Annotated in this window: 29 protein-coding genes and 1 riboswitch; of the genes, 8 read left to right on the top strand and 21 right to left on the bottom strand. The window is 67.8% G+C overall.

What is annotated here, in order from left to right:
* Window positions 1–145: 145 nt before the first annotated feature.
* The 18 genes from O4G76_RS13660 to miaB form a co-directional block, all read right to left on the bottom strand.
* The gene (locus O4G76_RS13660) at window positions 146–550 is read right to left on the bottom strand and encodes a hypothetical protein (RefSeq protein ID WP_269397848.1); all 405 of its coding nucleotides are present in this window, start codon (window positions 548–550) and stop codon (window positions 146–148) included.
* Between the two features lie 95 nt (window positions 551–645).
* Window positions 646–1872 (bottom strand): tryptophan synthase subunit beta, encoded by a 1227-nt coding sequence (gene trpB / locus O4G76_RS13655; RefSeq protein WP_269397847.1) that lies wholly within the window; start codon window positions 1870–1872, stop codon window positions 646–648.
* 69 nt (window positions 1873–1941) lie between these two features.
* Entirely contained in the window at window positions 1942–2274 is a 333-nt protein-coding gene (locus O4G76_RS13650) for a tryptophan synthase subunit beta (protein ID WP_269397846.1), read from the bottom strand.
* 45 nt (window positions 2275–2319) lie between these two features.
* On the bottom strand, window positions 2320–2958 hold the full coding sequence (locus O4G76_RS13645; RefSeq protein WP_269397845.1) for a phosphoribosylanthranilate isomerase: 639 nt from the start codon (window positions 2956–2958) through the stop codon (window positions 2320–2322).
* A gap of 2 nt (window positions 2959–2960) precedes the next feature.
* On the bottom strand, window positions 2961–3326 hold the full coding sequence (locus O4G76_RS13640) for a lipopolysaccharide assembly protein LapA domain-containing protein (RefSeq protein ID WP_085897094.1): 366 nt from the start codon (window positions 3324–3326) through the stop codon (window positions 2961–2963).
* A gap of 9 nt (window positions 3327–3335) precedes the next feature.
* A complete protein-coding gene (ihfB, locus tag O4G76_RS13635) occupies window positions 3336–3617 on the bottom strand; it encodes an integration host factor subunit beta (protein WP_085897095.1) in 282 nt (93 codons plus the stop codon).
* Window positions 3618–3827: 210 nt separating this feature from the next.
* Window positions 3828–5507: a 30S ribosomal protein S1 gene (rpsA, locus tag O4G76_RS13630; protein WP_269397844.1), complete on the bottom strand. Its 1680-nt coding sequence runs from the start codon at window positions 5505–5507 to the stop codon at window positions 3828–3830.
* Between the two features lie 293 nt (window positions 5508–5800).
* The gene (locus O4G76_RS13625; RefSeq protein WP_269397843.1) at window positions 5801–6412 is read right to left on the bottom strand and encodes a d(CMP) kinase; all 612 of its coding nucleotides are present in this window, start codon (window positions 6410–6412) and stop codon (window positions 5801–5803) included.
* Window positions 6409–7755: a 3-phosphoshikimate 1-carboxyvinyltransferase gene (gene aroA, locus O4G76_RS13620; protein ID WP_269397842.1), complete on the bottom strand. Its 1347-nt coding sequence runs from the start codon at window positions 7753–7755 to the stop codon at window positions 6409–6411. The genes O4G76_RS13625 and aroA overlap by 4 nt, the downstream gene beginning before the upstream one ends.
* 108 nt (window positions 7756–7863) lie before the next feature.
* The gene (locus tag O4G76_RS13615) at window positions 7864–8568 is read right to left on the bottom strand and encodes a tRNA (guanosine(46)-N(7))-methyltransferase TrmB (RefSeq protein ID WP_269397841.1); all 705 of its coding nucleotides are present in this window, start codon (window positions 8566–8568) and stop codon (window positions 7864–7866) included.
* 189 nt (window positions 8569–8757) lie between these two features.
* Entirely contained in the window at window positions 8758–9939 is a 1182-nt protein-coding gene (metK, locus tag O4G76_RS13610) for a methionine adenosyltransferase (protein ID WP_269397840.1), read from the bottom strand.
* 7 nt (window positions 9940–9946) lie between these two features.
* Window positions 9947–9995, bottom strand: a riboswitch (SAM-SAH riboswitch).
* Window positions 9996–10005: 10 nt separating this feature from the next.
* Window positions 10006–11487, bottom strand: a complete 1482-nt coding sequence (gene lnt, locus O4G76_RS13605) for an apolipoprotein N-acyltransferase (RefSeq protein ID WP_269397839.1) — start codon at window positions 11485–11487, stop codon at window positions 10006–10008.
* A 52-nt stretch (window positions 11488–11539) separates the two neighbouring features.
* Window positions 11540–12457 carry a transporter associated domain-containing protein gene (locus O4G76_RS13600; RefSeq protein WP_269397838.1) on the bottom strand — a complete coding sequence of 306 codons (918 nt, stop codon included), beginning with the start codon at window positions 12455–12457 and terminating at the stop codon, window positions 11540–11542.
* Window positions 12441–13007 carry an rRNA maturation RNase YbeY gene (gene ybeY / locus O4G76_RS13595; RefSeq protein WP_269397837.1) on the bottom strand — a complete coding sequence of 189 codons (567 nt, stop codon included), beginning with the start codon at window positions 13005–13007 and terminating at the stop codon, window positions 12441–12443. The genes O4G76_RS13600 and ybeY overlap by 17 nt, the downstream gene beginning before the upstream one ends.
* Window positions 12994–13983, bottom strand: a complete 990-nt coding sequence (locus O4G76_RS13590; protein WP_269397868.1) for a PhoH family protein — start codon at window positions 13981–13983, stop codon at window positions 12994–12996. The genes ybeY and O4G76_RS13590 overlap by 14 nt, the downstream gene beginning before the upstream one ends.
* A 210-nt stretch (window positions 13984–14193) precedes the next feature.
* Window positions 14194–14493 (bottom strand): hypothetical protein, encoded by a 300-nt coding sequence (locus O4G76_RS13585; protein ID WP_085897103.1) that lies wholly within the window; start codon window positions 14491–14493, stop codon window positions 14194–14196.
* Between the two features lie 10 nt (window positions 14494–14503).
* On the bottom strand, window positions 14504–15079 hold the full coding sequence (locus O4G76_RS13580) for an OmpA family protein (RefSeq protein WP_373568038.1): 576 nt from the start codon (window positions 15077–15079) through the stop codon (window positions 14504–14506).
* A gap of 260 nt (window positions 15080–15339) precedes the next feature.
* Window positions 15340–16668, bottom strand: coding sequence for a tRNA (N6-isopentenyl adenosine(37)-C2)-methylthiotransferase MiaB (gene miaB, locus O4G76_RS13575; protein ID WP_269397836.1), 1329 nt, complete (start codon window positions 16666–16668; stop codon window positions 15340–15342).
* A 107-nt stretch (window positions 16669–16775) separates the two neighbouring features.
* On the opposite strand from miaB, the gene O4G76_RS13570 reads away from it, so the two are divergent.
* Window positions 16776–17648, top strand: coding sequence for a glycosyltransferase family 2 protein (locus O4G76_RS13570; RefSeq protein WP_269397835.1), 873 nt, complete (start codon window positions 16776–16778; stop codon window positions 17646–17648).
* Window positions 17649–17661: 13 nt separating this feature from the next.
* On the opposite strand, the gene O4G76_RS13565 is transcribed toward O4G76_RS13570, so the two are convergent.
* Window positions 17662–18162: a YbjN domain-containing protein gene (locus tag O4G76_RS13565; RefSeq protein WP_269397834.1), complete on the bottom strand. Its 501-nt coding sequence runs from the start codon at window positions 18160–18162 to the stop codon at window positions 17662–17664.
* Window positions 18163–18457: 295 nt separating this feature from the next.
* On the opposite strand from O4G76_RS13565, the gene O4G76_RS13560 reads away from it, so the two are divergent.
* Entirely contained in the window at window positions 18458–19495 is a 1038-nt protein-coding gene (locus O4G76_RS13560; protein ID WP_269397833.1) for a M42 family metallopeptidase, read from the top strand.
* Between the two features lie 60 nt (window positions 19496–19555).
* Here the strand turns inward: O4G76_RS13560 and O4G76_RS13555 are convergent, their stop codons facing one another.
* A complete protein-coding gene (locus O4G76_RS13555) occupies window positions 19556–19804 on the bottom strand; it encodes an accessory factor UbiK family protein (protein ID WP_085897110.1) in 249 nt (82 codons plus the stop codon).
* A gap of 174 nt (window positions 19805–19978) precedes the next feature.
* On the opposite strand from O4G76_RS13555, the gene lgt reads away from it, so the two are divergent.
* The 4 genes from lgt (at window position 19979) to O4G76_RS13535 (ending at window position 23629) form a co-directional block, all read left to right on the top strand.
* Window positions 19979–20869 carry a prolipoprotein diacylglyceryl transferase gene (gene lgt / locus O4G76_RS13550; protein WP_269397832.1) on the top strand — a complete coding sequence of 297 codons (891 nt, stop codon included), beginning with the start codon at window positions 19979–19981 and terminating at the stop codon, window positions 20867–20869.
* Window positions 20866–21927, top strand: a complete 1062-nt coding sequence (locus O4G76_RS13545; protein WP_269397831.1) for an SAM-dependent methyltransferase — start codon at window positions 20866–20868, stop codon at window positions 21925–21927. Before lgt ends, O4G76_RS13545 begins: the two co-directional genes overlap by 4 nt.
* Window positions 21924–22691: a peptidoglycan editing factor PgeF gene (gene pgeF / locus O4G76_RS13540; RefSeq protein WP_269397830.1), complete on the top strand. Its 768-nt coding sequence runs from the start codon at window positions 21924–21926 to the stop codon at window positions 22689–22691. The genes O4G76_RS13545 and pgeF overlap by 4 nt, the downstream gene beginning before the upstream one ends.
* Before the next feature lie 161 nt (window positions 22692–22852).
* Window positions 22853–23629, top strand: coding sequence for a Hint domain-containing protein (locus O4G76_RS13535; RefSeq protein ID WP_269397829.1), 777 nt, complete (start codon window positions 22853–22855; stop codon window positions 23627–23629).
* A gap of 33 nt (window positions 23630–23662) precedes the next feature.
* Here the strand turns inward: O4G76_RS13535 and O4G76_RS13530 are convergent, their stop codons facing one another.
* On the bottom strand, window positions 23663–24163 hold the full coding sequence (locus O4G76_RS13530; RefSeq protein WP_085897209.1) for an Lrp/AsnC family transcriptional regulator: 501 nt from the start codon (window positions 24161–24163) through the stop codon (window positions 23663–23665).
* A 196-nt stretch (window positions 24164–24359) separates the two neighbouring features.
* Here O4G76_RS13530 and trxB point away from each other — a divergent pair, with 196 nt between their 5' ends.
* Both trxB and O4G76_RS13520 read left to right on the top strand, forming a co-directional pair.
* Window positions 24360–25382, top strand: a complete 1023-nt coding sequence (gene trxB, locus O4G76_RS13525) for a thioredoxin-disulfide reductase (RefSeq protein WP_269397828.1) — start codon at window positions 24360–24362, stop codon at window positions 25380–25382.
* The gene (locus tag O4G76_RS13520) at window positions 25379–25882 is read left to right on the top strand and encodes an RES family NAD+ phosphorylase (protein WP_269397827.1); all 504 of its coding nucleotides are present in this window, start codon (window positions 25379–25381) and stop codon (window positions 25880–25882) included. The genes trxB and O4G76_RS13520 overlap by 4 nt, the downstream gene beginning before the upstream one ends.
* Window positions 25883–25974 lie beyond the last annotated feature (92 nt).

The following is a 25974-nucleotide window of genomic DNA, read 5'->3' as shown; positions in this document are numbered from 1 at the left end:
CCCCGCCCCGCGGGGGGCGCTCCCCCCCCCCCCGGGGGCGGGGCCCCCCCCCGGGCCCCCCCCCCCCCCCCCCCCCCCCCACCACCCCGCCCCCCCCCCCCCCGCCCCCCCCGCGCCCCGCAGCAGTGTTGAAGGGAAGTGACGCTTACTGGCCGTCGTCTTCGTCGCCAGCGTCGCCGTCGCCATCTTCACCTTCTTCGATGAAGCCCTCGGTCTCGGTGTCGTTGGTCTGGATCGGCGACTCGGTGGTGTCACGGTAATCCGGATCCTCGGAATCGTCGGACTCGGCGCGCATCTCCGGTTCCATGGTCGCATCCATGTTGGTGGCGACACGAATTTCCTGCACGCTCAGCATGCCGTCGCCATCCGTGTCATCCTCCATGAGGATCATCGCGCCGTCTTCACCGAAGGCCGCGACCAGCTCCTCGTTGGAGAGCATCATGTCTTCGTTGGCATCGACCTCGGCAAAGGGAATGCTCTGCGCCACAGCGGTCGAAGCGCCGAGAACGAAAGCGGTGGTCGCGAGGGTGGCACTCAGTTTGTTCAGCATGTCGTGTCCTCTCGAATTGTGAGTTCGCCGCCCAACGTGTCGTCGAAGGACTCCGTTCAACGGCGAACGATCACATAAACGTGAGGAGCGCCAGATCAGGTCGCGATATCAACGCCCAAATGCTTCGCGACGGTGAAGATGTCCTTGTCGCCACGGCCACACATGTTCATCACCAGAAGGTGGTCCCGGGGCAGTTCGGGCGCGATCTTCATCACGTGGGCCAGCGCATGGCTCGGCTCCAAGGCCGGAATGATGCCTTCGAGCGCGCAGGAGAGCTTGAACGCCTCGAGCGCCTCCATGTCGGTGATCGAGACGTATTTCGCGCGGCCGATCTCGTGCAGCCAGGCATGCTCCGGACCGATCCCGGGATAGTCGAGACCGGCCGAGATCGAGTGACCCTCGAGGATCTGCCCGTCATCATCCTGCAGCAGATAGGTCTTGTTCCCGTGCAGCACGCCGGGACGGCCGCCGATCAGCGAAGCGCAGTGCTCCATCTTGTCGGACACGCCCTTGCCGCCGGCCTCGACGCCGATGATGTTGACCTCGCGATCGTCGAGGAACGGGAAGAACAGCCCCATCGCGTTCGAGCCGCCGCCGATCGCGGCGATCAGCGTGTCGGGCAGACGCCCCTCGGCGACCTGCATCTGTTCGCGGACTTCCTTGCCGATGATCGACTGGAAATCGCGCACCATCGCCGGATAGGGATGCGGCCCCGCCACCGTGCCGATGCAGTAGAAGGTGTCGCGCACATTGGTGACCCAATCGCGCAGCGCGTCGTTCATCGCGTCCTTGAGGGTGCCGCGCCCGGAGGTGACGGGCACCACCTCGGCCCCCAGAAGCCGCATCCGGAATACGTTGGGCGCCTGACGCTCGACGTCATGCGCACCCATGTAGACCACGCATTTCAGGCCGAACTTGGCGCAGACGGTCGCGGTCGCCACGCCGTGCTGGCCGGCGCCGGTCTCGGCGATGATCCGGGTCTTGCCCATGCGGCGGGCAAGGATGATCTGGCCAAGCACGTTGTTGATCTTGTGCGCGCCGGTGTGGTTCAGCTCGTCGCGCTTGAGATAAATCTTGGCGCCGCCAAGATGCTCGCTCAGCCGCTCTGCGAAGTAGAGCGGGCTGGGACGGCCCACGTAATGGGTCCACAGGTCGTCCATCTCGGCCCAGAAGCTCGGGTCGGTCTTGGCCTTGTCGTATTCCGCTTCGAGCGACAGGATCAGCGGCATCAGCGTCTCGGAGACGAAGCGCCCGCCGAACTGTCCGAAGCGGCCGCCCTCGTCGGGCCCGGCCATGAAGCTGTTGATGAGATCGTCCGCCATGCGCTGGGCCTCCTCGCGTTCGGCTCCCGGACTACCCCTGCCATGCCTGACGGTAAAGGGCCTTGGCGGTCATTCGTCGCCGCGGTCGCGCCAGCGCCGCAGCATGCCCTCGCTCCAGCGACGACCGCGGATCAGCGCGGTGTTGACGCCTGGTCGCAGCATCGGCAGGTCCACCGCCAGAAGCGCCAGCCCGATCGGCAGCATCCACAGGCCGAAGAGCGGCAGGATCGCCGCGAGACCGCCGAGAATCAGGAACAGCCCCGCCGGGATGCGGATCCAGCGCGCGCGATCCGCCATCAATCGCTCGGTCAGCCCATGCAGGCGGGGAGATCCGCCGGTCATGGCCCGCATCTGCCGGCGCAGCCGGGCCTTCTCACGCTCGTGATCGACGGTTTTGCTCATGGACGGCATGTAGGGCAGCCGAGGGGGCAGCGCAATCTATTGCGCTCAACCGCGCGCGGCGTCGAGAAAGGCGCGGATCCGGGCCGCGTCCTTGACGCCCGGCGCGCGCTCCACCCCGGAAGAGACGTCGAGCTGGCGCGCCCCGGTCCGGGCCACGGCCTCGGCGAGGTTGTCCGGCGTCAGCCCGCCGGCCAGCATCCACGGCACCGGCCAGCGCCGCCCGGCGATCAGCCGCCAGTCGAAGGCCAACCCGTTGCCCCCCGGCAGGGCCGCGTCCTTCGGAGCCTTCGCATCGACGAGGATCTGGTCAGCCACCGCGGCATAGGTATCGAGCGCGGGCAGGTCCGCCTCGGAGGCCACCCCGACCGCCTTCATCACCGGCAGCCCGTGACGCGCGCGGATCTCGGCCACGCGCTCCGGTGTCTCGCGGCCATGCAACTGAAGCATGTCGAGCGGCACACGAGCCACGATCTCGTCGAGCATGGCATCGTCGGCATCGACCACCAGCGCCACCTTGGCGATGCCTGGCGGCACCTCGACGGCCAGCTCGGCGGCCTGCTCGACGCTCACCGCGCGCGGTGATTTCGCGAAGAAGACGAAACCCACATAGCGCGCGCCCGCCGCCACGGCGGCGTCGAGCCCGGCCCTGTCGGACAGGCCGCAGATCTTGACGGAGACGGGCATGATCAGGCGCGGGCGGGCGTCGCCGGACGATCGACCAGCGCGAGCACCTCGTCCTGACCCTCGTGCTTCTCGTGACGCAGTCGGTCGACCTCGCGCTCGAGCCGATTCACTTCGCGGGCGCGCTTGCGGGCCTCGGCGCGGTGCCGGTGCTCGCGCAGCCATTCCCACAGGAAGCCGATCATCAGGCCGAGTGCCACGCCGATCAGGATCACGGCATAGAGCGGCATGTCGATGTCGGGCGAGACGCCGAACAGCCCGCTCAGCCCCTCGGGCAGCACCCGCAGCGTGACCATGCCACGATTGGCGAGGCCGAGGATGACGAGACAGATGGCGACGATGCCCCAGAAGGCGGTGCGGAGAGCTCTCATGTGGTGGTTCTATTTCCCGTTTAGCCGGTCGCGCAACAGCTTGCCGGTCTTGAAGAAGGGGACGTGTTTTTCCTCGACCTCGACCGCCTCGCCGGTGCGAGGGTTGCGGCCTAGCCGCTGGTCGCGTTTCTTGACCGAAAAAGCCCCGAAACCGCGCAGTTCGACGCGGTTGCCCTCGGCCATGGCCTGGGTGATCCGGTCGAATATGGTGTTCACGATTTTTTCGACGTCGCGTTGGTAGAGATGCGGATTCTCGTCCGCGATCTTCTGGATCAGTTCGGATCGAATCATGAGCGGGCCTCCCCCTGCCTGCTTCGCCCTGCGGGTGCTGGACGTCACGAGGCTGTGACCTCAAGACTATAGGCCCTCTCCGGGTTCCGATAAATAGTCTGGTAAATCAAGGGTACGCTTTTGAAGCTCCGTTCACGAAAAGACCCCGCCGCCCGGGTGGGGCGACGGGGCCGAAGAGCTGTCCGGGGCCCGTGAGGGCCCCGGTCGGGCTCAGCGGTCGCCCTTGAGGGCGGCGCCAAGGATGTCGCCCAGCGAGGCGCCCGAATCGGAGGAGCCGTACTGCTCGACCGCTTCTTTCTCTTCGGCGATCTCGCGCGCCTTGATCGACAGGCCCAGCTTGCGGGTCTTGCTGTCGACGTTGGTGACGCGGACATCGACCTTGTCGCCGACGCCGAAACGCTCGGGGCGCTGCTCGGCGCGGTCGCGCGACAGGTCCGAGCGACGGATGAAGGACTTCATGCCCTCATAGGTCACCTCGATGCCGCCATCCTCGATCTTGGTCACCTCGACGGTGATGATCGAGCCGCGCTTCACGCCGCCGATGGCATCCGCGAACGGGTCGCCGTCCATCGCCTTGATCGAGAGCGAGATGCGCTCCTTCTCGATGTCGACCTCGGTGACCTTGGCCTTCACGACGTCGCCCTTGCGGAAGTCGCCGATCACGTCCTCGCCACGACCTTCCCAGGTCAGGTCCGAGAGGTGAACCATGCCGTCGATGTCGCCCGGAAGGCCGACGAACAGGCCGAACTCGGTGATGTTCTTCACCTCGCCCTCGACCTCGGTGCCCTCGGGGTGCGTCTCGGCGAAGACTTCCCACGGGTTGCGCTGGGTCTGCTTCAGGCCGAGCGAGACGCGGCGCTTGGCGCTATCGATCTCGAGCACCATCACTTCCACTTCCTGCGAGGTGGAGACGATCTTGCCGGGGTGCACGTTCTTCTTGGTCCAGCTCATCTCGGAGACGTGGACCAGACCCTCGACGCCCGGCTCCAGCTCCACGAAGGCGCCGTAGTCGGTGATGTTGGTCACGCGGCCGGTGTGCACGCTCTCGATCGGGAACTTGGCTTCCACCGAATCCCACGGATCGTCCTGCAGCTGCTTCATGCCGAGGCTGATGCGGTGGGTTTCCTTGTTGATCTTGATGACCTGGACCTTGACGGTCTCGCCGATCGACAGGATCTCCGAGGGGTGGTTCACGCGGCGCCACGCCATGTCGGTGACGTGCAGCAGGCCGTCGACGCCGCCGAGATCGACGAACGCACCGTATTCGGTGATGTTCTTGACCACGCCGTCGACCGTCTGGCCTTCGTGCAGGTTGGCGATGACCTCGGCACGCTGCTCGGCGCGGCTCTCTTCGAGGATCGCGCGACGCGAAACCACGATGTTGCCACGGCGGCGGTCCATCTTGAGGATCTGGAACGGCTGCTTGAGACCCATGAGCGGGCCGGCGTCGCGCACGGGGCGCACATCGACCTGGGAGCCGGGCAGGAAGGCCACGGCGCCGCCGAGATCGACGGTGAAGCCACCCTTGACGCGGCCGAAGATGGCGCCCTCGACGCGCTCCTCGTCGGCATAGGCCTTCTCGAGACGGTCCCACGCCTCTTCACGGCGGGCCATCTCACGCGAGATGACGGCTTCGCCGCGGGCGTTCTCGACCTGGCGGAGGAACACCTCGACCTCGTCGCCGGGCTTCAGATCGGCCTGCTCGCCAGGGTTGGCGAATTCCTTGAGATCGATGCGGCCTTCCATCTTGTAGCCGACATCGATGATGGCCTGGCCCGCCTCGATGGCGAGAACGCGGCCCTTGACGACGCTGCCTTCGGACGGCGTGTCGATTTCGAAGCTTTCGTTCAGGAGGGCTTCGAATTCCTCCATGGATGCTTTAGCGCACATGCGGTCAGTTTTTCCTTTGTAAGTCGCTATACGGGCCAGGCGGTTGTCTCCGCCGGTCTTTGGATTTCGGCTTGCCGAAAGGGCGTCCAACGCGACCGGGGCCGGAAATTCCGACCCTGTCTCGTCCTGCTCGCGCGCAATACGCACCGCCCCTCGACGCTCGCGTCTATAGAGCGAACCGGCCTTCGGATCAAGCGGCAGGGCCACACCCTCTTGCACCGATGCGTGCCCCCGCCCTGCCGGGCCGCCCGGGCCGAGGCTCCCAGCCGCAGGGCGCGGCCACGCCGCCCCCGCTATCGACCGAGGGCAGCGGAGACCTTCGCGATGGCAGCGGCGACGGCCTGCGCCACGTCGAGCTCCGAGGTATCGAGCAGATGCGCATCATCCGCCGGCCGCAGCGGCGCCGTGGCCCGCTCCGAATCTCGCGCGTCGCGCGCTTGCACGTCGGCGAGGACGCTGTCGAAGTTCGCCGCATGCCCGGCCTCGACCAGTTCCGCCAGCCGACGACCGGCCCGAGCCTCGGCGCTGGCGGTAACGAAGAGCTTTACCTCGGCCTCGGGGCAGATCACCGTGCCGATGTCGCGCCCGTCGAGCACCGCGCCGCCCTCGCGCCGGGCAAAGCCACGCTGAAAATCGAGCAGCGCCGCGCGCACCTCACCGATCGCCGCAACCTCGCTGGCCGCCTGCGCGACCTCGGGGCTCCTGAGGCCGGGCTTTTCCAGCGCCTCGGGCACGAGACCGCGCGCCGCGGCCACCGGCTCCGCGCCTTCGCGGACCAGCGCGCCGACCGCCCGATAGAGCAAGCCGGTGTCGAGATGGGCAAAGCCGAAATGCGCGGCGACCGCGCGCCCGACGGTGCCCTTGCCCGCGGCGGCGGGGCCATCGATGGCGACGGTGAAGATCATGCCCGCGCCACCCGGGCCCCGAGGCCCGTCATCAGCGGCTCGAACACCGGGAAGGAGGTGGCGATCGGCCCGCCGTCATCGACCCGCATCGGCTCGTTCGTGGCCAGCCCCATCACGAGGAAGGACATGGCGATGCGGTGATCGAGGCGGCTCTCCACCGTGGCGCCGCCGGGGACGCTGCCATGGCCGCGCCCATGCACGATCCACCAATCCTCGCCCTCCTCGACCTCGATGCCGGCGGCGCGCAGCCCCTGCGCCATGGCGTCGATCCGGTCGCTTTCCTTGACCCGCAACTCACGCACGCCGCGCATCACGGTCGGGCCTTCGGCAAAGGCCGCGACGACCGAGAGCACCGGGTATTCGTCGATCATGCTCGCGGCGCGCGCGGGCGGCACCTCGATGCCCTTCATGTTCGGAGAGAAACGCGCGCGCAGATCGGCCACCGGCTCGCCGCCCTCCTCGCGCGGGTTCTCATAGGTCAGGTCGGCCCCCATCTCGCGCAGCGTCTCGAACAGCCCGGCGCGGGTCGGGTTCAGTCCGATATTGGGCACCAGCACGTCCGAGCCTTCGGCGATCAGGGCGGCGCAAACCGGAAAGGCCGCGGAGCTGGGGTCGCGCGGTACCACGATGTGCTGCGGCTTCAGCTCCGGCTGGCCGGTGAGCGTGATCACCCGACCCTCCTCGGTCTCCTCGACAGTGATCTCGGCGCCGAACCCCGCAAGCATCCGCTCGGTATGGTCGCGGGTGGCCTCCTTCTCGATCACCACGGTCTTGCCGGGCGCGTTGAGACCCGCCAGCAGCACCGCCGACTTCACCTGTGCCGAGGGCACCGGCACGGTATAGCGCACCGGCATCGGATCGCGCACGCCGGTGATCGTCATCGGCAACCGCCCGCCTTCGCGCCCTTCGGCCTTCGCACCGAACAGCGCCAGCGGGTCGGTGACGCGGCCCATCGGACGCGAGCAGAGCGAGGCGTCACCGGTGAAAGTCACGGTAATCGGCGTGGTGGCCATCGCCCCCATGATCAGCCGTACGCCGGTACCCGAATTGCCGCAATCGATCACGCCTGCGGGCTCGGCAAAGCCGCCGACACCGACACCATGCACCGACCAGCGGCCCCCGCCGTGATCGGTGACCTCGGCGCCGAAGGCGCGCATCGCCTTCGCGGTGTCGATCACGTCCTGCCCCTCGAGCAGCCCCTCGATCACCGTTTCGCCCACCGAAAGCGCACCGAGGATCAGGCTGCGGTGGCTGATCGACTTGTCGCCGGGCACATGCGCCTCGCCCGTGAGGGCGGGTCCGCGCTGGGACATCATCGGGATCGGATCGCCATGGCCGGACATCGGGGCACCTCGTGAGTTGATCGCCTGCGTTCCTAGACCGACGCCGAGGCATGGTCCACGCCCATGGCCACTTTGTTCCTCAAATACGCAATACGCCCGGCCGAAGCCTCACGGCCGGCGGAAGGTCAGGTAGTGCGGACGCCGCCCCTCGCGCAGGGCCTTTTGCTCGTAGCGGGTCGAGGGCCAGTCGCTCCAGGCCTGATCGTCGGGATGATCGACGCGTTCGAACCCCGCGACGGGCACTTCCTCGAGCGTCTGGCGCACATAGTCGGGAATGTCCGTCGCCACGCGGAACTCGGCGCCCGGCGACAGCACCCGGAACAGCGGCGCAAGGTGCTCCTGCGTCACGAAGCGCCGACGATGGTGCCGTGCCTTGGGCCAGGGATCGGGATAGTTCAGGAAGGCCTTCTCGACGCGGCCATCGGGCAGCACGTCGAACAGGTCGCGCACATCGCCCGGATGCACGGCAATGTTGTCCACCTCGGCGTCGCGGATCTTGCCCAGCAGCATCGCCACGCCGTTGATGAAGGGCTCGGCGCCGATGATCGCGACATCGGGGTAGGATTTCGCCATATGCACGAGGTGCTCGCCGCCGCCGAAGCCGACCTCGAGCCAGACCGGCCTGTCGCCGAACCGCTTCGCGAGGTCGAGCTTTTCGCGTTCGGGGTTCACGTCCCAGCCCACCGGGCCGGGCGAGAGCGCGTCGAGATCGTGCTCGAGATGGTCCTTCTGCGTCGGGCGCAGGGTCTTGCCGTGAATCCGGCCATAGAAGTTGCGCCAAGGGGCGCCGGTGGGGTGTGAGCCTTTTGTCATGGCGCGCGGGTTAGCGCGGGTCGCGCCAGCGCGCAACATCCCCATCGGCGCGCGGGCGCCCCGGCCGGTCGCCATGCGCATCTATGGGGAAATGGACCAAGGGGAGCGTGCCACATGGTTCATCCTTTTCCAAATATGCAAATGGAAGGCCCATTCCCAAGCGCCCCCTAGCAGAGCCGGGTGCCGCCCTTACAGCCCCCGCTTGAGCGCCTCGCCAAGATCGGTACGCTCCCAGGAGAACCCGCCATCCGCTTCGGGGGCGCGGCCGAAATGGCCATAGGCGGCGGTGCGGGCATAGATCGGACGGTTCAGCCCGAGATGGGTGCGGATGCCGCGCGGCGTCAGGTCCATCGCCTGCGCCACGGCGCGCTCGATCGCCGCGTTGGCGACCTCGCCCGTGCCATGGGTGTCGGCATAGATCGACAGCGGCCGGGCGACACCGATCGCGTAGGAGAGCTGGATCGTGCAGCGCTCCGCCAGTCCCGCGGCGACCACGTTCTTGGCGAGGTAGCGCGCGGCATAGGCGGCCGAGCGGTCGACCTTGGTCGGATCCTTGCCCGAGAAGGCGCCGCCGCCATGCGGCGCAGCGCCGCCATAGGTGTCGACGATGATCTTGCGACCGGTGAGGCCTGCGTCGCCGTCCGGTCCGCCGATCACGAAGCGGCCGGTGGGATTCACCCACCATTCGGTCTCGGGCGTGATCCAGCCCTGCGGCAGCACCTCGCGGATATAGGGCTCGACGATCTCGCGAATTTCGGCGCTGGTCTGGCCCTCGTCGGAATGCTGGGTCGAGAGCACGATCGAGGTGACGCCGACCGGCATGCCGTTCTCGTAGCGCAGCGATATCTGGCTCTTGGCATCGGGGCGCAGCGTCGGCTCGGCGCCGGATTTGCGCGCTTCGGTCAGCCGCTTGAGCACGCGATGCGCGTAGTGGATCGGTGCCGGCATCAATTCGGGCGTCTCGCGGCAGGCATAGCCGAACATGATGCCCTGATCGCCCGCGCCCTCTTCCTTGCCCTCGGCGGCGTCGACGCCTTGGGCGATATGCGCCGATTGCGCATGCAGCAGGTTGGTCACCTCGACATCGCGATGATGGAAGGCGTCCTGCTCGTAGCCGATGTCGCGGATGCAGTCGCGTACGATGCCCTCGACCCCGCCGAGCACCGTCTCGAGACGGTCCCGATCCCGCAGGCCGATCTCTCCGCCGACGATGACGCGGTTGGTGGTGGCGAAGGTCTCGCAGGCGACGCGCGCCTCCGGCTCCTCGGCCAGCAGCGCGTCGAGCACCGCGTCGGAGATCCGGTCGCAGACCTTGTCGGGATGGCCTTCGGACACCGATTCGGAGGTGAAGATGTAGTTCTGGCGGGACATGAAGAGGCGCTCCATTGAAATTCGCCCGACACGCCAGGAAGCCGTTGTGCCGGGAATCCGGCTTCGCTACGCCCCGGCCCGGTCCCGGTCAAGCCGTTTCCGACGCATACCTGCCAGTCCCAGCGCCATCAGCATCGCCAGCATCGGCCCATCGCCCCAGCGTGCATAGGCGGGCGCGACACCGCGCGGCGGGAGCGCCGCATCCAGCGCCCCGGTCTCGCCCAGCCCGATCCGCGCTGTCACCCGGCCTTGGGCATCAATCATGCCCGACACGCCGGTATTGGCGACCCGCGCCATCGGCATGCGCTGCTCGATCGCGCGCAGCCGGGCCTGTGCGAAGTGCTGATAGGGCCCCGACAGGGTGCCGAACCAGGCGTCATTGGTCATCAGGAGCATCAGCCGAGGCCGCAGCGCCCCGGTCGCCGCAACCGCGTTGATCTCTCGCGCGAAGATCCCCTCGTAGCAGATCAGCGGCAACGCCAGCCCGATCCCCGGCACAGCGACCGGATGCAGCCCGGGGCCGGGCGTGTAACCGCCGCCCTCGCTCGCCGCGAGACCATGGATGCCGAAGCGCGCCGCCACCTCGCCAAAGGGGATGTATTCGCCGAACGGTACGAGATGTGTTTTGTCGTAGAGCGAGGCGATCCGCCCCTCCCCGTCCAGGACGATGGCGGAATTGTAGTAGCGCGCGGCTTCGCGCCGCTGGATGCCCAGCGCCAGTGGCGCTCCGCGCGCCGCCACCACACCCTCGGCCAAGGCGGCCTCCGACTGATCCAGAAGCCATGGCAGCGCCGTTTCCGGCCAGACCACCAAGTCTGGCACGGGGCCGTCTGCCGTGAGGGACATCAACCGGTCGTGAAACACGGGCGCCCAGTCCGGGTCCCATTTCAGCGACTGCACCGCGTTGGGCTGCACCAACCTCACGATGGGGGCATCGGGGGACGGGGCCGGCGCCGGGCCGGGATCGAGCACGACCCATGCCCCGGCACAAGCCAGCACCGGCACCGCAAGCCAGAAGCTGCGCCCGATGGAAAGCGCGACCGCCGGCAGGCCCAGCGCAATCAGGGTCAGAAGCGGCGCGCCGCCCAGCGCTGCGAGCTGCGCCACCGGCGTACCGATGAAGACATGTCCCGGCATCGCCCAGGGAAAGCCGGTGAAGACCACGCCGCGCGCCATCTCCGCCGCGACCCAGAGCGCCACGAGCAGGGCCGCGCTTCGACGATGCGCGATTGCAAAGACCGCACCCCAGAACAGCGCCAACCCGCCGCAGAGCAGCACCACCGCGAAGGGCGCCATCCAGCCATCACGTGCGGCATCCACGAAAAAGGGCTCGACGATCCAGGACAGACCGAGCCCGAACCAGCCCGCGCCGAAGGCCCAACCGGTCAAAAAGGCGCCGCCCCGCGTCGCGTCGTGGCGGCGCAGCACCAGAACGAGAAGGATCGCCGGCAGCGTCAGCCACCACGCCCCCCAAGGCGCGAGGCCCAGCGCCCCTGCCACGCCCGCGAAACCGGCCATCGCAGCCCGCGACCACGGCCGCGCCGCCATGCGCCGCACGGCGGGGCGGGCCCCGGACCGCAAGCTGGCCGCACTCATCCGCTCAGGCGTCCCGGCTCTCGGGAAGGCGGATGCGGAGCCGCTTGATGCGGCGCGGGTCGGCATCGATCACCTCGAACTCGATGCCGGCCGGGTGTTCGATCACCTCGCCGCGCGCGGGAACGTGACCCGCCAGCATCGACACCAGGCCGCCGAGGCTGTCGATCTCCTCCTCATCGATCTCTTCGTGATCGGTGAGGTCCATGCCGATCGCCCGTTCGAAGGTTTCGAGCGGCGTGCGCGCGAGCGCCAGCCAGACCCCGGGCTTCTCGCGCAGAAAGCTCTGCGCCTCGTCGACATCGTGCTCGTCCTCGATCTCGCCGACCACGGTTTCGATCAGATCCTCGATGGTGACGAGGCCGTCCGTGCCACCATATTCGTCGATCACCAGCGCCATGTGGATCCGCTCGGTCTGCATCTTCTGCAGAAGCACGCCCAGCGGCATCGAGGGCGGAACGTAGAGCAGCGATCGCAGCATATCGCGCAGGCTGAAATCGGGCCGCTCCGGCACGAAGCAGAACTTGAGCGCGAAATCCTTGAGATTAACGAGCCCGATCGGCGTATCGAGCGTGCCGTCGAAAACCGGAATGCGGGTGAGGCCGCTTTCGCGGAACACCTCGACCAGCTCTTCCATCGGAATGGTGACGGGCACCGCCGTGATGTCCGCCTTGGGCACCATCACGTCCTCGACCCGCATCCGGCGCAGATTGAGCATCCCCGGAACCGGCAGCACCTGCGCAAAGCTGCGCGGCGCCTCTATCGGCGGCAGGTCCGTCTCGGGGGGATTGAGCACCCCGATGATGCGGCTGAAGAAACCGCGCCCTCCGCCATTCTCGGCGGTGACGCTACTTGGCCCCTCGGGACCATCTCCGTCGCCGTCGCGGGTCTGTCCCGCTTCGGCCGTGTCAAACGCGTCGCCCATCGTCTCCTTCCGGTGCTGCCTCTGTTGCGGCATATGGGTCTGCCACCCCCATCTTGCCAAGTATCTCCGTCTCGAGACCTTCCATCAGCGCCGCATCGGCGTCGGTTTCATGGTCATAGCCCAGCAGATGCAGGGTCCCATGCACCAACAGATGCGTCACGTGATCGGCGGTTGTCCGCCCGCTCGCCTCGGCTTCGCGGGTACAGGTCTCCCAGGCGATGGCGATATCGCCCAACTCGGTCGGTCCCATCGAATCGCGCCGCGGCGGCGCCGGACGTGCGCCAGGCCGCGCCGCGCCGCGCTCGTCGGAGGGCCAGCTCAGCACGTTGGTGGGCTTGGGCTTTCCCCGGAAATCGGCGTTGAGATCGGCGATCCGCGCATCGGAACACCCCAGCAGGCTGATCTCGAAACCCGCGGGATCGAGCCCGACGCCGCGCAGCGCCGTCGCGCAGGCGGCCTCGGCCAGCGCTTCAAGACCGGCGGCCTCCCAGCGGTGATCCTCGATCAGGCAGTCGACCAATGGCGGCCGGGCCGGTTTACGCGGCGCCATCGGCTTCGTAGGCATCGATGATCGCGGCGACCAGCGGGTGGCGCACCACGTCCTTCGAGGTGAAGTAGTTGAAACTGATCTTCGGGATGCCCTTGAGCAGTCGCTCGGCGTCATGCAGACCCGAGGTCACGCCGCGCGGCAGGTCGACCTGGCTGCGGTCGCCGGTGATCACCATGCGCGAGCCCTCGCCCAGACGGGTCAGGAACATCTTCATCTGCATCGTCGTGGCGTTCTGCGCTTCGTCGAGAACCACGAAGGCGCGGGACAGGGTGCGGCCGCGCATGAAGGCCAGCGGCGCGATCTCGATCACCTTTTCCTCCATCATCTTGGAGGCCTGCTTGCCGGGCAGGAAATCGTTCAGCGCGTCGTAGAGCGGCTGCATGTAGGGATCGACCTTCTCCTTCATGTCGCCGGGCAGGTAGCCGAGCTTCTCGCCCGCCTCGACCGCCGGGCGCGACAGGATGATCTTGTCGACATGGCCCTGCAGGAACATCGAGACGCCCACCGCGACCGCCAGATAGGTCTTGCCGGTGCCGGCAGGGCCGATGCCGAAGCACAGCTCGTTGTCGAACAGCGAACGCACATAGGCCTTCTGCGCCTCGGTGCGCGGCTCGACGAGCTTGCGGCGGGTCTTGATCTCGATGCGCTCGGCGGCCGGGTCGGCCTTGAACAGGTCGATCTGGTCGGCTTCGCCGGTGCCGGCGGGTTCGAGGCTGCCCATGCGCAATTCGCGATCCACGTCGCCGGGCTCCACGGCGCGCCCGGCCTCGAGCCGGGCATAGAGAGCGCGAAGCACGCGCGCCGCGTCGGCACCCGCCTCTTCCTCGCCGATCACCGACAGGCGGTTGCCGCGCCGCAGGATCTGCACACCCAGCCGCTCCTCGATCGCCGCGATGTGGCGATCGTGTTCACCACAAAGATCTATCAGCAGGAAATTGTTCGGAAACTCGAGTACGGTCTCGGTCGGGGTGGCGATGGACAAGCAGGACTCCTCATGCCGGATGGTGCCGAGCGGCAACCCGATGGTCGCAATTCGCGGCTGGCCGCGCAAGCGCATCACATGGGCACCTGAAAGAAAACGCGCAAGCCCGGATCACGTTTCCGACCATTCGCACGAAAAGGGCCGCGCCTTCTGGCACGGCCCCGCTCCGGCGCCCGTTTTCCGGGCGTTCGAGCGCCTTCTTCGTCAGAGGGGATCGGGGATCGGCGAGCCATCCTTGAACGGGCCCACCGCGACGCCGGGCTGCGCCACGCCGGAACAGACCGGCAGCCCGTCGGGGGTCAGGCGCTCGCTCATGTAGCCTTCGAACCCGTCATCGATGATCCAGTGGTCGCAGCCATCGGGATCGACCCAGATCCCGGCGACCATCGTCGACAGATCATGCGAGTTGATGCCGCGATCGGCGGTCTTGTCCGGCCCGATCGGCGTGCAGGCGGCCGCGGAACCCAGCAGGCCGAGGATCGCGAAACTCTTGAGAATGGTCATGTCTCGCTCCTCAGCGCAGGCAGTAGATTTCGACGCGGCGGTTTGTCTGCATGCCGGCGGCGGTCGCGTTCGACGCCTTGGGCTTGCGCTCCCCGAAGCCGCGCACATCGACGACACGGGCACCGACCCCCTGCGCCACGCTGGCGACCGCGCGGGCGCGGTTGTCGGACAGGGTGATGTTGTACTCGTCGCTCGCGCGGCTGTCGGTATGACCGTAGATCAGGAAACCGAAGGCGTTCGCCTGGGTGAAGAACTGGCGCAGCCGCTCGCGACCCGCGGCCGAGATATCGTAGCGATCGGTGGCAAAGAGCGTGTCGGTCGGCACCACGCCGCAGATCTCGGACCGGTGGCAGACCGGGCTGCCGTCACGGCGCCGCCGCGGGCCCATATAGCCTTCGGCTCCGTCATCCATGGCCCAATGCTCGCAACCGTCGGGGTCGATCCAGATGTTCGGACTGTAGCGTTCGGCATCGACGATCCGGGGATCCTGCGCCGCGGCCGGCACGCTCAACGCTCCGAGCGCCAGCCCGCCCGCGACGATCCCCCCGACCGCGGCGCGCAGCTTAGCTTTGATGAATGAGGCCAATTGTTTTTCCTTCCCGAACTCATACCGTCGAACCCCTCCTCCGGCAGCTGGGAGGCGGTCTGATGCAGGAGTGTTAATGCAGATCGAGCACTTGGGAAGGCCTCGGCAGTAAATTGCCGAGAACTATGACAACAGTAGATGCGGCAACCTTGGCATTGTCACGATGCGGGCAACCCATTCGCCCTTGGGGCGTGCCGAGTCACTGAACGCGCCTTGCTTCCGCCGCATTCATGACGAAGGGGGCTTGATTCGCCCGACGCTTATTCCAGAAGCTCGCCTGCCAGGGAGTTCGGCCCCGAGGCGGTGATGCGAACCCGGGCAATGTCGCCGCGCCGCGTCTCGGGCGCGTCCACATGCACGGCAAAGAGATGCTCGGACTTGCCGACCATCTGCCCGGGCAGCCGCCCCGGCTTTTCGAACAGCACCGTGGTCTCGCGGCCGACCATCGCCTGCTGCGCGGCACGCTGCTGCTCGCCGAGCAGGCCCTGCAACCGTTGCAGCCGCTCATCCATCACCGCCGGCTCGACCTGGACCTTGCGTTCGGCGGCCGGGGTGCCGGGACGCGGCGAATACTTGAACGAAAAGGCCGAGCCATAGCGGACCTCGCGCACGAGCTGCATCGTCGCCTCGAAATCGGCATCGGTCTCACCGGGAAAGCCGACGATGAAATCCGAGGTCAGCAGGATGTCGGGCCGCGCCGCGCGAATCCGTTCGATCAGCCGCAGATACTGCTCGGCCGTGTGCTTGCGATTCATCGCCTTGAGGATCCGGTCCGAGCCCGACTGCACCGGCAGGTGCAGATAGGGCATCAGCTTGGCCTCGTTGCCATGCGCCGCGATCAGCGCCTCGTCCATGTCGTTGGGATGCGAGGTGGTGTAGCGAATCCGCTCCAACCCGTCGATCGCCGCGAGCTGGCCCACCAGCGCCGCGAGACCGCCCTCGGCCCCGTTCAGATCGCCATGCCAGGCATTGACGTTCTGGCCGAGCAGCGTGATCTCGCGAACCCCGGCCTCGACCAGCCCGCGCGCCTCGGCGACGATGCGATCGGCCGGGCGGCTGACTTCGGCGCCGCGGGTGTAGGGCACCACGCAAAACGCACAGAATTTGTCGCAGCCCTCCTGCACGGTGAGAAAGGCGGTCGGACCGCGCTTGGCTTTGGGCCGGGATTTCAGCGCCGCGAACTTGTCGTCTTCGGGAAAATCCGTGTCGACGGCACGACCGCCCTGCCCGACCCGGGCTTCCATCTCGGGCAGACGGTGATAGCTCTGTGGACCCACCACGAGATCGACGAGCGGCATCCGGTTCAGGATCTCCTCGCCCTCGGCCTGCGCGACGCAGCCGGCGACGCCGATCTTCAGGCCGGGTTTGGCCTCCTTGAGCGGACGCAGCCGCCCCAGATCGGAATAGACCTTTTCGGCAGCCTTCTCGCGGATGTGACAGGTGTTGAGGAGCACCATGTCGGCCTCGTCCGCCGTCTCGGTGGTGACGTAGCCCGACCCGCCCAGCGCCTCGGCCATGCGCTCGCTGTCATAGACGTTCATCTGACAGCCATAGGTCTTGATGAAGAGCTTCTTGGGCGCCTGGTCCATCGCGGCCATCCTTTGCGAGATCAGGGGCCGGGTCTAAGCCAAAGCCCGGCATCTTGCAATGTCGCCCCGCCCCCGCCATCCCTGTGGGCGAACGGCGGGAGACGGCAATGGAGCATGACGGCATCGAGCGGTTCGCGGCGGCGCTGCGCAAGGCGCGGCATGGCTCCTCGGGGCCAGTCGCGCTGGTTCTGATCGAGGATGGCATCGAGGTCGAAAGCACGCTGCGCCACCACCTCGACTTGGGTTTCTCGCAGGTCGTGGCCATCGCCCCCGATGATCTGCCGCGGCCCGATCTTTCGGATCCCCGCCTCGACTGGGTGCGCGGAGAGACGCGCCGCGACGGCGCCTGCGCCGATCTCGTCAACGCCGTGATCGCTGCCGCGGCGCCGGGCCAGTGGCTGTTCTACTGCTACAATGCCGAATACCTGTTCTTCCCGTTCTCCGAGCATCGCGGGGTGGCCGATCTTTGCGCCTTCGTGGCCGAGGAGCGGCGCGACAGCGTGCCCTGCGTCACGCTCGATCTCTTCGCCGCCGATCTCGAGGCCCACCCGACCGGCGTCACATGCGCGGCCGCGCATCTCGACCGGATCGGCTATTACGCGCGCGATCGCTATGACGCGCAGGGCCGGTTGATGGAGCGGCAGCCCGAAATCCACGGCGGGCTGCGCTGGCGCCTCGAGCAACACGTGCCCGCCGACCGGCGGCAGATCCTGCGGATCGCGCTGTTCCGCACGGCCCCGGGCCTCAGGCTCGGTGCAGATCACCGGTTCAACCAAGCGGAATACAACACGCTGCAATGCCCGTGGCACCGCTCGCCCACGGCGGCGACCGCCTCGTTTCGCACCGCGAAGGCGCTGCGCCGCAACCCCGCCACGCGCGAGGCGATCGACGGTTTCGACTGGCCCGGCGCCACGCCTTTCGCCTGGCGGTCACAACAGCTTCTCGATCTGGGGCTGATCGAACCCGGGCAATGGTTCTGAACGGGGCTTCCGATCAGGCCCGGCCGTAGGCCTCGGCGATGGCGATCTGCATTGCAGCGGCCGGGTCACGATGCGCCCAGGACACGAGCTGGAAGGCCGGGTAGTAGCGTTCGCAGGCGTTGAAGGCCGTGTGGATCATCGTATCGACCTGCTCGGGACCCGCGATCTGGCCGCCGGACAATACCAGCCCATAGCGATAGGCCATCATTCCCTGCGCGCCCCACCAGGTGAAGCCGCCGGCCCAGCAACGGTCGTTGATGCGGTTGATGAGGTCGTGGATCTGCGGCAGCCGTGGCTCTGGCGGCTCCATCTCGAACATGCAGGCCAGCCGCAGCGTTTCGTCGGCGGGCTGCCAGGCCAGCGTCACCGCGTAATCACGCCACTGCCCCTTGAGCGTCATCGCGATCTGATCCTCGGCCACCCGTTCGACCGCCCATTCGTGCAGGTCGGCAACCTGCTCGACCAGGTCGATCGGGTGGATCTCGTCGTCGAGATAGGACTCTGACAGCGCCATGACGGCCTCTTTTCTTTGCGGCGACGGGTACGCGGAGGCCCGTCTCGGATGCGGCGGCAGGGGTTCTTCCACCCGCTTGGCTTCGAGTGTATATGGTGAGTCTCGACCGAGTCGCTGTAAAGTCGTTTCTTGGGGATAATCCCCCCGATTCGACCGATTCGAGAATCACTCCCGACATTTCTTGTGGATAACCGAATCGGCTCCTGGCGGTTCCGCAGGGGCACGCTGCCGTCACGACGGGCGTTGCACCCGGTCGCGTGCTGCGTCAGCCTCCGCCGCAAAACGGGAGACTGCGATGAACACCGACCTCTTGAAGCGCCTGTGCGAGATGCCCGGCGTGCCGGGCCACGAACACCGTGTCCGCGACCTGATCACCACCGAGATCGAAGGCCTGTTCGACCATGTCGAGACCGATCCGATGGGCAGCCTGATCTGCCGCCGTGACGCGGCCACCGAAGGTGCGCCGAAGATCATGCTGCTGTGTCACATGGACGAGATCGGGTTTCTCGTCAGCCACGTCGACGAAAAGGGCTTCGTGTGGCTGCAGCCGGTCGGCGGCTTCGACCCGCGCAACCTGTTCTCGCGCCGGGTGCTGGTCTGCACCGATCAGGGCGACATCAAGGGGGTGATGAACCCGGGCGGCAAGCCGCTGCACATCTCCTCGGCCGAGGACCGCAAGAAGGTGCCCGAACTGGGCGAGTTCTACATCGACACCGGCCTCGGCAAGGCCGCCGCCGACAAGGTGAAGATCGGCGACATGGTGGTGATGGACGAGCCGTTCCTCGAAATGGGTGAGAAGTTCGTCTCCAAGGCGCTCGACAACCGCGTCGCCTGCTGGCTCGGCATCGAGGCGATCCGCCAGCTGGCCGATAAGGGCCGCGGCGCCGAGATCCACGTGGTCTTCACCACGCAGGAGGAAGTCGGCCTGCGCGGCGCCCGCACCGCCGCCTACAAGGTGCGCCCCGATATCGGCATCGGCGTCGACACGACGCTGGCCTGCGACACCCCCGGCGTGCCGGACAAGGACCGCACCACGGTGCAGGGCAAGGGCTTCGGCCTGCATGTGCGCGACAGCAGCTTCATCGCCGATCGCGGCCTCGTCGCCGAGATCGAGAAGCTGGCGCAGGACAAGGGCATCCCGTTCCAGCGCACCATGCTGGCCGCAGGCGGTCAGGACGGCGCGGCGGCGCAGCAGGCGGCGGCGGGCGCCCGCGCCGTGGGCATCGTGGTCGGCACCCGCTACATCCACACCGTGACCGAGATGGTCGACCGCACCGATCTCGAAGCGGCCCGCGACATCCTCGCGGCCTATCTCGAAAGCTTCGAGGCCTGACAGGCGAAGGGGCGGCCCCGGCGGGCCGCCCCTTTCACATCTCGAAGACCGGCTGAGCGGTCAGTTCGAGGTCTTGGTCTCCAGCGCCGCGATCCGGGCCTTGAGCGCCTCGTTTTCCTCGCGCGCCTTCTGCGCCATCGCGCGCACCGCGTCGAACTCCTCGCGGGTCACGAGGTCGCGGTCGGCCAGCCAGCGGTCGAGCATCGACTTCATGGCGTTGTTGGCCTCGTCCTTCGCACCCTGCGCCACGCCCATCGCGTTGGTCATCAGCTGCGACAGATCGTCGAAGATCTTGTTTCTCGATTGCATGGCGGGTCTCCGCTGTTTCGGGCTGGTCCCTATATGGGCGGCGCAGAGGGCGGCGACAAGGCGGCGGCCTCCACGACGACGCCAGCCGAGCCGGTCACGACATGGCGAGACCCCGCCCTCCCGCGCGGGAGGGCGGATTGACAAGTCCCGGCACGCCGCCGCAGGTATCGCGCCATGAATGGCATCCCCTTCCCCGAGATCTCGCCCGAGATCTTCTCGATCTCGCTCGGCGGGTTCGACTTCGCGCTGCGCTGGTACGCGCTGGCCTATATCGTCGGCATCATCGCGGGCTGGCGGCTCTCGGTCGCGGCGCTCAAGCGCCCCGGCCTGTGGCCCGGCGACCGCCCGGCCATGACGCCGCCCGAGCTCGAGAACCTGTTGAGCTGGATCATCCTCGGCATCATCGGCGGCGGCCGACTGGGCTACGCGCTGATCTACCAGCCGGGCTATTACCTGTCCCATCCGTGGGAGATCCCCTTCCTGTGGCAGGGCGGCATGTCGTTCCATGGCGGCTTTATCGGCGTGATCCTCGCGATCCTGATCTTCGCGCGGCGCCACCGCCTGCCGCTGGGCGGCGTCGCCGACACCATCGCGCTGGCCACTCCGCCCGCGATCCTGCTGGGCCGCCTCGCCAACTTCATCAATGCCGAGCTCTGGGGCCGCCCGACCGATCTGCCATGGGGCGTGATCTTCCCCGGTGCCGCCGCGCAGGACTGCCCCGGTGTCGAAGGGCTCTGCGCCCGCCACCCCTCGCAGCTCTACGAGGCGGGGATCGAGGGGCTGTTCCTGCTGGTGCTGTTCACCCTCATGGCGTTCCGCTGGGGCGCGCTGAAGCGGCCCTGGCTGCTCTCGGGGACCTTCTTCCTGATCTACGGCATCGGCCGCTTTCTGGTGGAGTTCGTACGCCAACCCGATCCGCAATTCGTAAGCCCCGGCAACCCGCTGGGTCTCGCGCTGCACGTGGATGGCTGGGGCCTGACCATGGGACAGATCCTGTCGCTGCCGATGATCATCGCCGGGATCGCCGTGATCGCCGCCGCGCGCCGCCGAATGGTCCCGGCGTGACGGCGCTGCGCGAGATCCTGCTGCGGCGCATCACCGCCACCGGGCCGATCAGCATCGCCGAATACATGACCGAATGCCTGCTGCACCCTGCCCATGGCTACTACACGACGCGCGATCCGCTGGGTGCGGGAGGCGACTTCACCACTGCACCCGAGATCAGCCAGATGTTCGGCGAACTCCTCGGATTGTGCCTTGCGCAGGCCTGGCTGGACCAAGGTGCGCCGGAGGCCTTCGTGCTGGCCGAACCGGGGCCGGGGCGCGGCACGCTGATGGCCGACATGCTGCGTGCGACTGCCCGCGTGCCGGGCTTCCACGCCGCCGCGCGACTGCACCTCGTGGAGGCCTCCCCGGCGCTGCGGACCGTGCAGGCGCGTGCCCTGCCACAGGCCACGTGGCATGACCGGATCGACCAGATCCCCGACGACCTGCCGCTCTATCTCGTCGCCAACGAGTTCTTCGACGCGCTGCCGATCCGGCAGTTCGTCCGCGACGGCGCGGGCTGGCGCGAACGCGTCGTGGGGCGTGACGGCGACGAGCTCGTCTTCGGCCTGACCGCGCCCGCGCCGCTGGCAGAGCTGGAACACCGCCTTGCGGATACGCGTGACGGCGACATGGTGGAGCAGTCGCCCGCCTTGCCCGCGCTGACCGGCGAAATCGGTGGTCGCATCGCGCGCCGTGGCGGCGCGGCGCTGATCGTCGATTACGGCGGCCGGGGCCGCACCGGCGACAGCTTCCAGGCGGTGCGCGGTCACGAGAAGGTCGATCCGCTGGCAGCGCCCGGCGAAGCCGACCTCACCGCGCATGTGGATTTCGAGGCGCTGGGCCGTGCCGCCGCCCCCGCCGCCTGCGCCGGGCCGGTACCGCAAGGCGTGTTTCTCGAACGGCTTGGCATCACGGCACGGGCGCAAGCGCTGGCGGCAAAGCTCGAAGGGACGGCTCTCGACGCCCATGTCGCCGCGCATCGCCGCTTGACCCACCCCGAAGAAATGGGCGACCTGTTCAAGGTAGCCGCACTTCATCCGTGCAATGCCCCGCCGCCACCCGGAATTGAGACGTGAACGCCGCAACGCCGCTCGACATCATCACCTCCGACAGTCTGGCACCGTTGCGCCATGGCTTCTTCGGACGCGCCGGCGGGGCCTCGTCGGGAGTCTTCGCCGGGCTCAATTGCGGCCCCGGCAGTTCCGACCAGCATGAGGCGGTGCTCATCAACCGCGGCAGGGTCGCCCAGGCGATGGGGGTCCCGCGCGAGGCGCTGATCGGCGTGCACCAGGTGCATTCGGCCGATGTGGTGACCATCGACACGCCGCCCGCAGCCCCTGCCCGCGCCGATGCGCTGGTCACGGCGACGCCCGGGCTGGCCCTGACCATCCTCACCGCCGATTGCCAGCCGGTACTGTTCGCCGACCCCGAGACCGGGGTGATCGGTGCCGCCCATGCCGGCTGGAAGGGCGCGCTGGCCGGCGTGCTGGAGGCCACCGTGGAGGCGATGGTCGCGCTCGGCGCACGGCGCGAAGGCATCCGCGCGGTGATCGGCCCCTCGATCAGCCAGCGCTGCTACGAGGTCGGCCCCGAACTGCTCGACGCGTTTCTCGCCGAAGATCCGCAGGCAGAGCGACATTTCGCCCAAGGTGAAGGCGACCGGCTGCTCTTCGATCTGCCGGGCTTCGGGTTGCGACGGCTGCGCGCTGCCGGAATCGCTTCGGCCGAATGGACCCGGCACTGCACCTATTCCGACCCGACCCGCTTTTTCAGCTATCGCCGCGCCACCCATGCCCGCGAAGCCGATTACGGCCGGTTGATCGCCGCGATCCGTCTCTGAAGGAGCGTCGGCACCTCGCACCCGCCAGCCCCCGAAACAATTCGTTTCACAGGCTTGCTTTGACAATCCAGCCGCGGCCGCCCAGTGTCGCGGTGACCCAAACAGCTTCGGGTGTTGTCGGTGGGGGCCGACAACCGATGCGATGACCGAAAGGCGTTCGCATGGCATTGCCCCTGCTCTCTCCCTCTGCTCCGACCCGTGCCGGAACCATCGATCGCGCTGCCCCGCGCGCGCCTGTGACGCATGCGCCGCTGATGCGCCGGATCGAAATCCTCACCCTTTGCCCGCACCATCCCGGCGACATCGCCGAGACGAGCCGCGTGGTACCCGCCACGCCGATTTTCGAGGAGGCGGTGGCCGCCTTTGCCCATGGCGCGCAGGTCCCGACCGAGCGCGGCCTCGTCGCGGTGGAGGATCTTCTGCCGGGCGATCGGGTCAAGACCGTCGATCGCGGCTTTCGCACGCTGCTGTGGCGCGGCGCCACGACGCTGGTCGCCAATGTTCCCGGACAACCGCCGGAGATGGGCCGCTTGACCCGGATCTCGGCCGATGCGCTGGGCATCGCCCGGCCGATGCATGATCTCGTACTGGGTCCGATGGCGCATCTGGTGCGCCAGGGCGCGGCGATCGAACGCCTGACCGGCCGACGCGCCGCCGCGATCCCGGCCCGCGACCTGATCGACGGCATGGGCGTGGTCGAACTGACCCCGCCTTCGGCCGTGCGGGTGTTCCATCTGGGCTTTGAGCGCCACGAGAGGATTCTCGCCAACGGCGTCGAGATCGAGAGCTATCACCCCGGTCCGGCGCGCCTCGCGCATCTCGAACCTGAGCAGCGCGGCCTGTTCCTCTCCTGCTTTCCGCATCTGGATCGGATCGAGGATTTCGGCCCGCCCGCCCTGCCGCGGCTTCGGCTGGCCGAACTCGACCTCGTGGCTTGAACTCAATCCCAGAGGTCGGGCCGTTTCCGGAGGTCAGGCCTTGCGGGCGAGCCGGCTCTCCAGCACGTCGAAGGGGACGCCCGGCTCGGCCTTGGCGTTGCGGATCACCAGCGAGGTCTTGACCGAGGCGACGTTGGGCGCGGCCGTCAGCTCGCCGGTCAGGAAGGACTGGAAGCTGCGCAGATCGGGGGCCACGCATTTCAGCACGAAATCCACCTCACCATTGAGCATGTGGCACTCGCGCACGAGCGGCCAGTCGTTGCAGCGCGCCTCGAAGGCCGACAGCTCGGCCTCGGATTGGCTCACCAGCCGCACCATGGCGAAGACCGATACGTCGAAGCCCAGCTCGCGCGGGTCGACATCGGCGTGATAGCCCCGGATGTAGCCCTGCTCTTCGAGCGTCCGCACCCGGCGCAGGCAGGGCGGTGCCGAGATGCCGACGCGGCGCGCCAGCTCCACATTGGTCATCCGGCCATCGGCCTGCAGCTCGGCCAGGATCATCCTGTCGATCTCGTCGAGTTTCGCCCCGGGCATCTTCATCTCCGTGAATGTTGCGTCTGACCTAGGGCAGAGCGGTTGCTAGCGCAAGAATATTGCAGGCCCGCGCAACATCGTGACCTGTTGCGTGACGTGGCTGCCGCAGCGAGGCCGCGCCCTCCTAGGGCGGGGTTTGCACCGGCAGGGACAGTGGCTATATGCAGCCGACTTCAGGCTTGCAAGGGGACGTCCCATGACCACGCGCCGCGACACCAGGGTTCTCATCATCGGTTCGGGACCGGCGGGCTATACCGCGGCCGTCTATGCCAGCCGTGCCATGCTCCAGCCGATCCTCGTGCAGGGCCTTGAGCCGGGCGGCCAGCTGACCACCACCACCGATGTCGAGAACTGGCCCGGCGACAATTCCGTGCAGGGCCCCGACCTGATGGTGCGCATGGAAGGCCATGCGCGCGAGATGGGGGCCGAGGTGATCACCGACATCATCACGGATCTCGACCTGTCGAAGCGGCCCTTCGTCGCCAAGGGCGACAGCGGCACCGAATATGTCGCCGAGGCGGTGATCCTCGCCACCGGGGCGCGGGCGAAGTGGCTCGGCCTGCCTTCCGAAGAGGCCTACAAGGGCTTCGGCGTCTCGGCCTGCGCGACCTGCGACGGCTTCTTCTATCGCGGTCAGGAGATCGTGGTGGTCGGTGGCGGCAACACCGCCGTCGAAGAGGCGCTGTTCCTCACGAACTTCGCCTCCAAGGTGACCCTGATCCATCGCCGCGACGAGCTGCGCGCCGAGATGGTTCTGCAAAAGCGCCTGTTCGAGCATCCCAAGGTCGAAACCCTCTGGTTCCACGAAATCGAGGAAGTCGTGGGCGACGACAGCCCCAAGGGCGTGACCGGCGTGCGCGCGAAACACGTCAAGACCGGCGAGATCACCGAGATCCCGGCCAAGGGCGTGTTCATCGCGATCGGCCATGCCCCGGCCTCGGAGCTGGTCAAGGATCAGCTCGAGACCCATCACGGCGGCTACGTGAAGGTCGAGCCGGGCACGACCCGCACCTCGATCCCGGGCGTCTTCGCCGCTGGCGATCTGACCGATCACGTCTACCGCCAAGCGGTGACCAGCGCCGGCATGGGCTGCATGGCCGCGCTCGATGCGGAACGGTTTCTCGCCGAGCATGGCGGCACCGCCGAGGTGGCGGGCCACGAGAAGGACGAAACACTTCCCATGGGCTACGGTGCCCCCGAGACGGAAGGCGTGAAGTGAAATCGGGGGCGGGTCGTCTCCGCCCCTTCTCGGGCCGGGTCTGGCGCATTTGCGACGACGCGGCCGACCCCCTCGCCCTCGTCGCATCGCCGGAGGGGCGGTTTCACCGCGGTGGCCAGCCGGCGCTCTATGTCTCTCTGAGCCCTGAGGGTGCCTCCGTGGCCCTTGCCACCTATGCCGCACCCGGCGATGCCCCACGGCGGCTCTGGCCCCTCGATCTCGCCACGACCGATTTGGCCGATCTGCGCGACGAGGACGTTCGGACGGCACTCGGCGTCGATTTTGAGGATCTCGTGGCGCGCTGGGCCGATGATCGGGCAGCGGGGCGCCCGGCCCGCAGCTGGCGGGCCTCGGACCGGCTGCGGGGGTTGGGCGCATCGGGTTTTCTCTACCCCTCACGCAAATCGCCCGAACACGGCCATTTGGTGATGTTTTCGACTCACGGGCTTTGTCGCGGCGGGCCGTCATCGCTCTGGCTCGGCCCTTCGCTCCTTTTCTAGGCCGAATTTTCCCCTCTCCTGCCCCGGGCCCGCCCGCGTGTTCCCCAAGCCCTGCGATCGGCGGAAAACGGTCCGTTTTGCGTCATCGCGCC

It is taken from the genome of Limimaricola sp. G21655-S1, assembly GCF_027213785.1.
In the GTDB taxonomy this organism is placed as follows: Bacteria; Pseudomonadota; Alphaproteobacteria; order Rhodobacterales; family Rhodobacteraceae; genus Limimaricola.
This window is presented reverse-complemented; position numbering and strand designations above follow the sequence as displayed.

Bases quoted from the DNA above. Each gene is read 5' to 3' on its own strand.
- O4G76_RS13660 (WP_269397848.1), bottom strand. From the start codon at position 550: ATGCTGAACAAACTGAGTGCCACCCTCGCGACCACCGCTTTCGTTCTC.
- trpB (WP_269397847.1), bottom strand. From the start codon at position 1,872: ATGGCGGACGATCTCATCAACAGCTTCATGGCCGGGCCCGACGAGGGC.
- O4G76_RS13650 (WP_269397846.1), bottom strand. From the start codon at position 2,274: ATGAGCAAAACCGTCGATCACGAGCGTGAGAAGGCCCGGCTGCGCCGG.
- O4G76_RS13645 (WP_269397845.1), bottom strand. From the start codon at position 2,958: ATGCCCGTCTCCGTCAAGATCTGCGGCCTGTCCGACAGGGCCGGGCTC.
- O4G76_RS13640 (WP_085897094.1), bottom strand. From the start codon at position 3,326: ATGAGAGCTCTCCGCACCGCCTTCTGGGGCATCGTCGCCATCTGTCTC.
- ihfB (WP_085897095.1), bottom strand. From the start codon at position 3,617: ATGATTCGATCCGAACTGATCCAGAAGATCGCGGACGAGAATCCGCAT.
- rpsA (WP_269397844.1), bottom strand. From the start codon at position 5,507: ATGTGCGCTAAAGCATCCATGGAGGAATTCGAAGCCCTCCTGAACGAA.
- O4G76_RS13625 (WP_269397843.1), bottom strand. From the start codon at position 6,412: ATGATCTTCACCGTCGCCATCGATGGCCCCGCCGCCGCGGGCAAGGGC.
- aroA (WP_269397842.1), bottom strand. From the start codon at position 7,755: ATGTCCGGCCATGGCGATCCGATCCCGATGATGTCCCAGCGCGGACCC.
- O4G76_RS13615 (WP_269397841.1), bottom strand. From the start codon at position 8,568: ATGACAAAAGGCTCACACCCCACCGGCGCCCCTTGGCGCAACTTCTAT.
- metK (WP_269397840.1), bottom strand. From the start codon at position 9,939: ATGTCCCGCCAGAACTACATCTTCACCTCCGAATCGGTGTCCGAAGGC.
- lnt (WP_269397839.1), bottom strand. From the start codon at position 11,487: ATGGCGGCGCGGCCGTGGTCGCGGGCTGCGATGGCCGGTTTCGCGGGC.
- O4G76_RS13600 (WP_269397838.1), bottom strand. From the start codon at position 12,457: ATGGGCGACGCGTTTGACACGGCCGAAGCGGGACAGACCCGCGACGGC.
- ybeY (WP_269397837.1), bottom strand. From the start codon at position 13,007: ATGGCGCCGCGTAAACCGGCCCGGCCGCCATTGGTCGACTGCCTGATC.
- O4G76_RS13585 (WP_085897103.1), bottom strand. From the start codon at position 14,493: ATGACCATTCTCAAGAGTTTCGCGATCCTCGGCCTGCTGGGTTCCGCG.
- miaB (WP_269397836.1), bottom strand. From the start codon at position 16,668: ATGGACCAGGCGCCCAAGAAGCTCTTCATCAAGACCTATGGCTGTCAG.
- O4G76_RS13570 (WP_269397835.1), top strand. From the start codon at position 16,776: ATGGAGCATGACGGCATCGAGCGGTTCGCGGCGGCGCTGCGCAAGGCG.
- O4G76_RS13565 (WP_269397834.1), bottom strand. From the start codon at position 18,162: ATGGCGCTGTCAGAGTCCTATCTCGACGACGAGATCCACCCGATCGAC.
- O4G76_RS13560 (WP_269397833.1), top strand. From the start codon at position 18,458: ATGAACACCGACCTCTTGAAGCGCCTGTGCGAGATGCCCGGCGTGCCG.
- O4G76_RS13555 (WP_085897110.1), bottom strand. From the start codon at position 19,804: ATGCAATCGAGAAACAAGATCTTCGACGATCTGTCGCAGCTGATGACC.
- lgt (WP_269397832.1), top strand. From the start codon at position 19,979: ATGAATGGCATCCCCTTCCCCGAGATCTCGCCCGAGATCTTCTCGATC.
- O4G76_RS13535 (WP_269397829.1), top strand. From the start codon at position 22,853: ATGGCATTGCCCCTGCTCTCTCCCTCTGCTCCGACCCGTGCCGGAACC.
- O4G76_RS13530 (WP_085897209.1), bottom strand. From the start codon at position 24,163: ATGCCCGGGGCGAAACTCGACGAGATCGACAGGATGATCCTGGCCGAG.
- trxB (WP_269397828.1), top strand. From the start codon at position 24,360: ATGACCACGCGCCGCGACACCAGGGTTCTCATCATCGGTTCGGGACCG.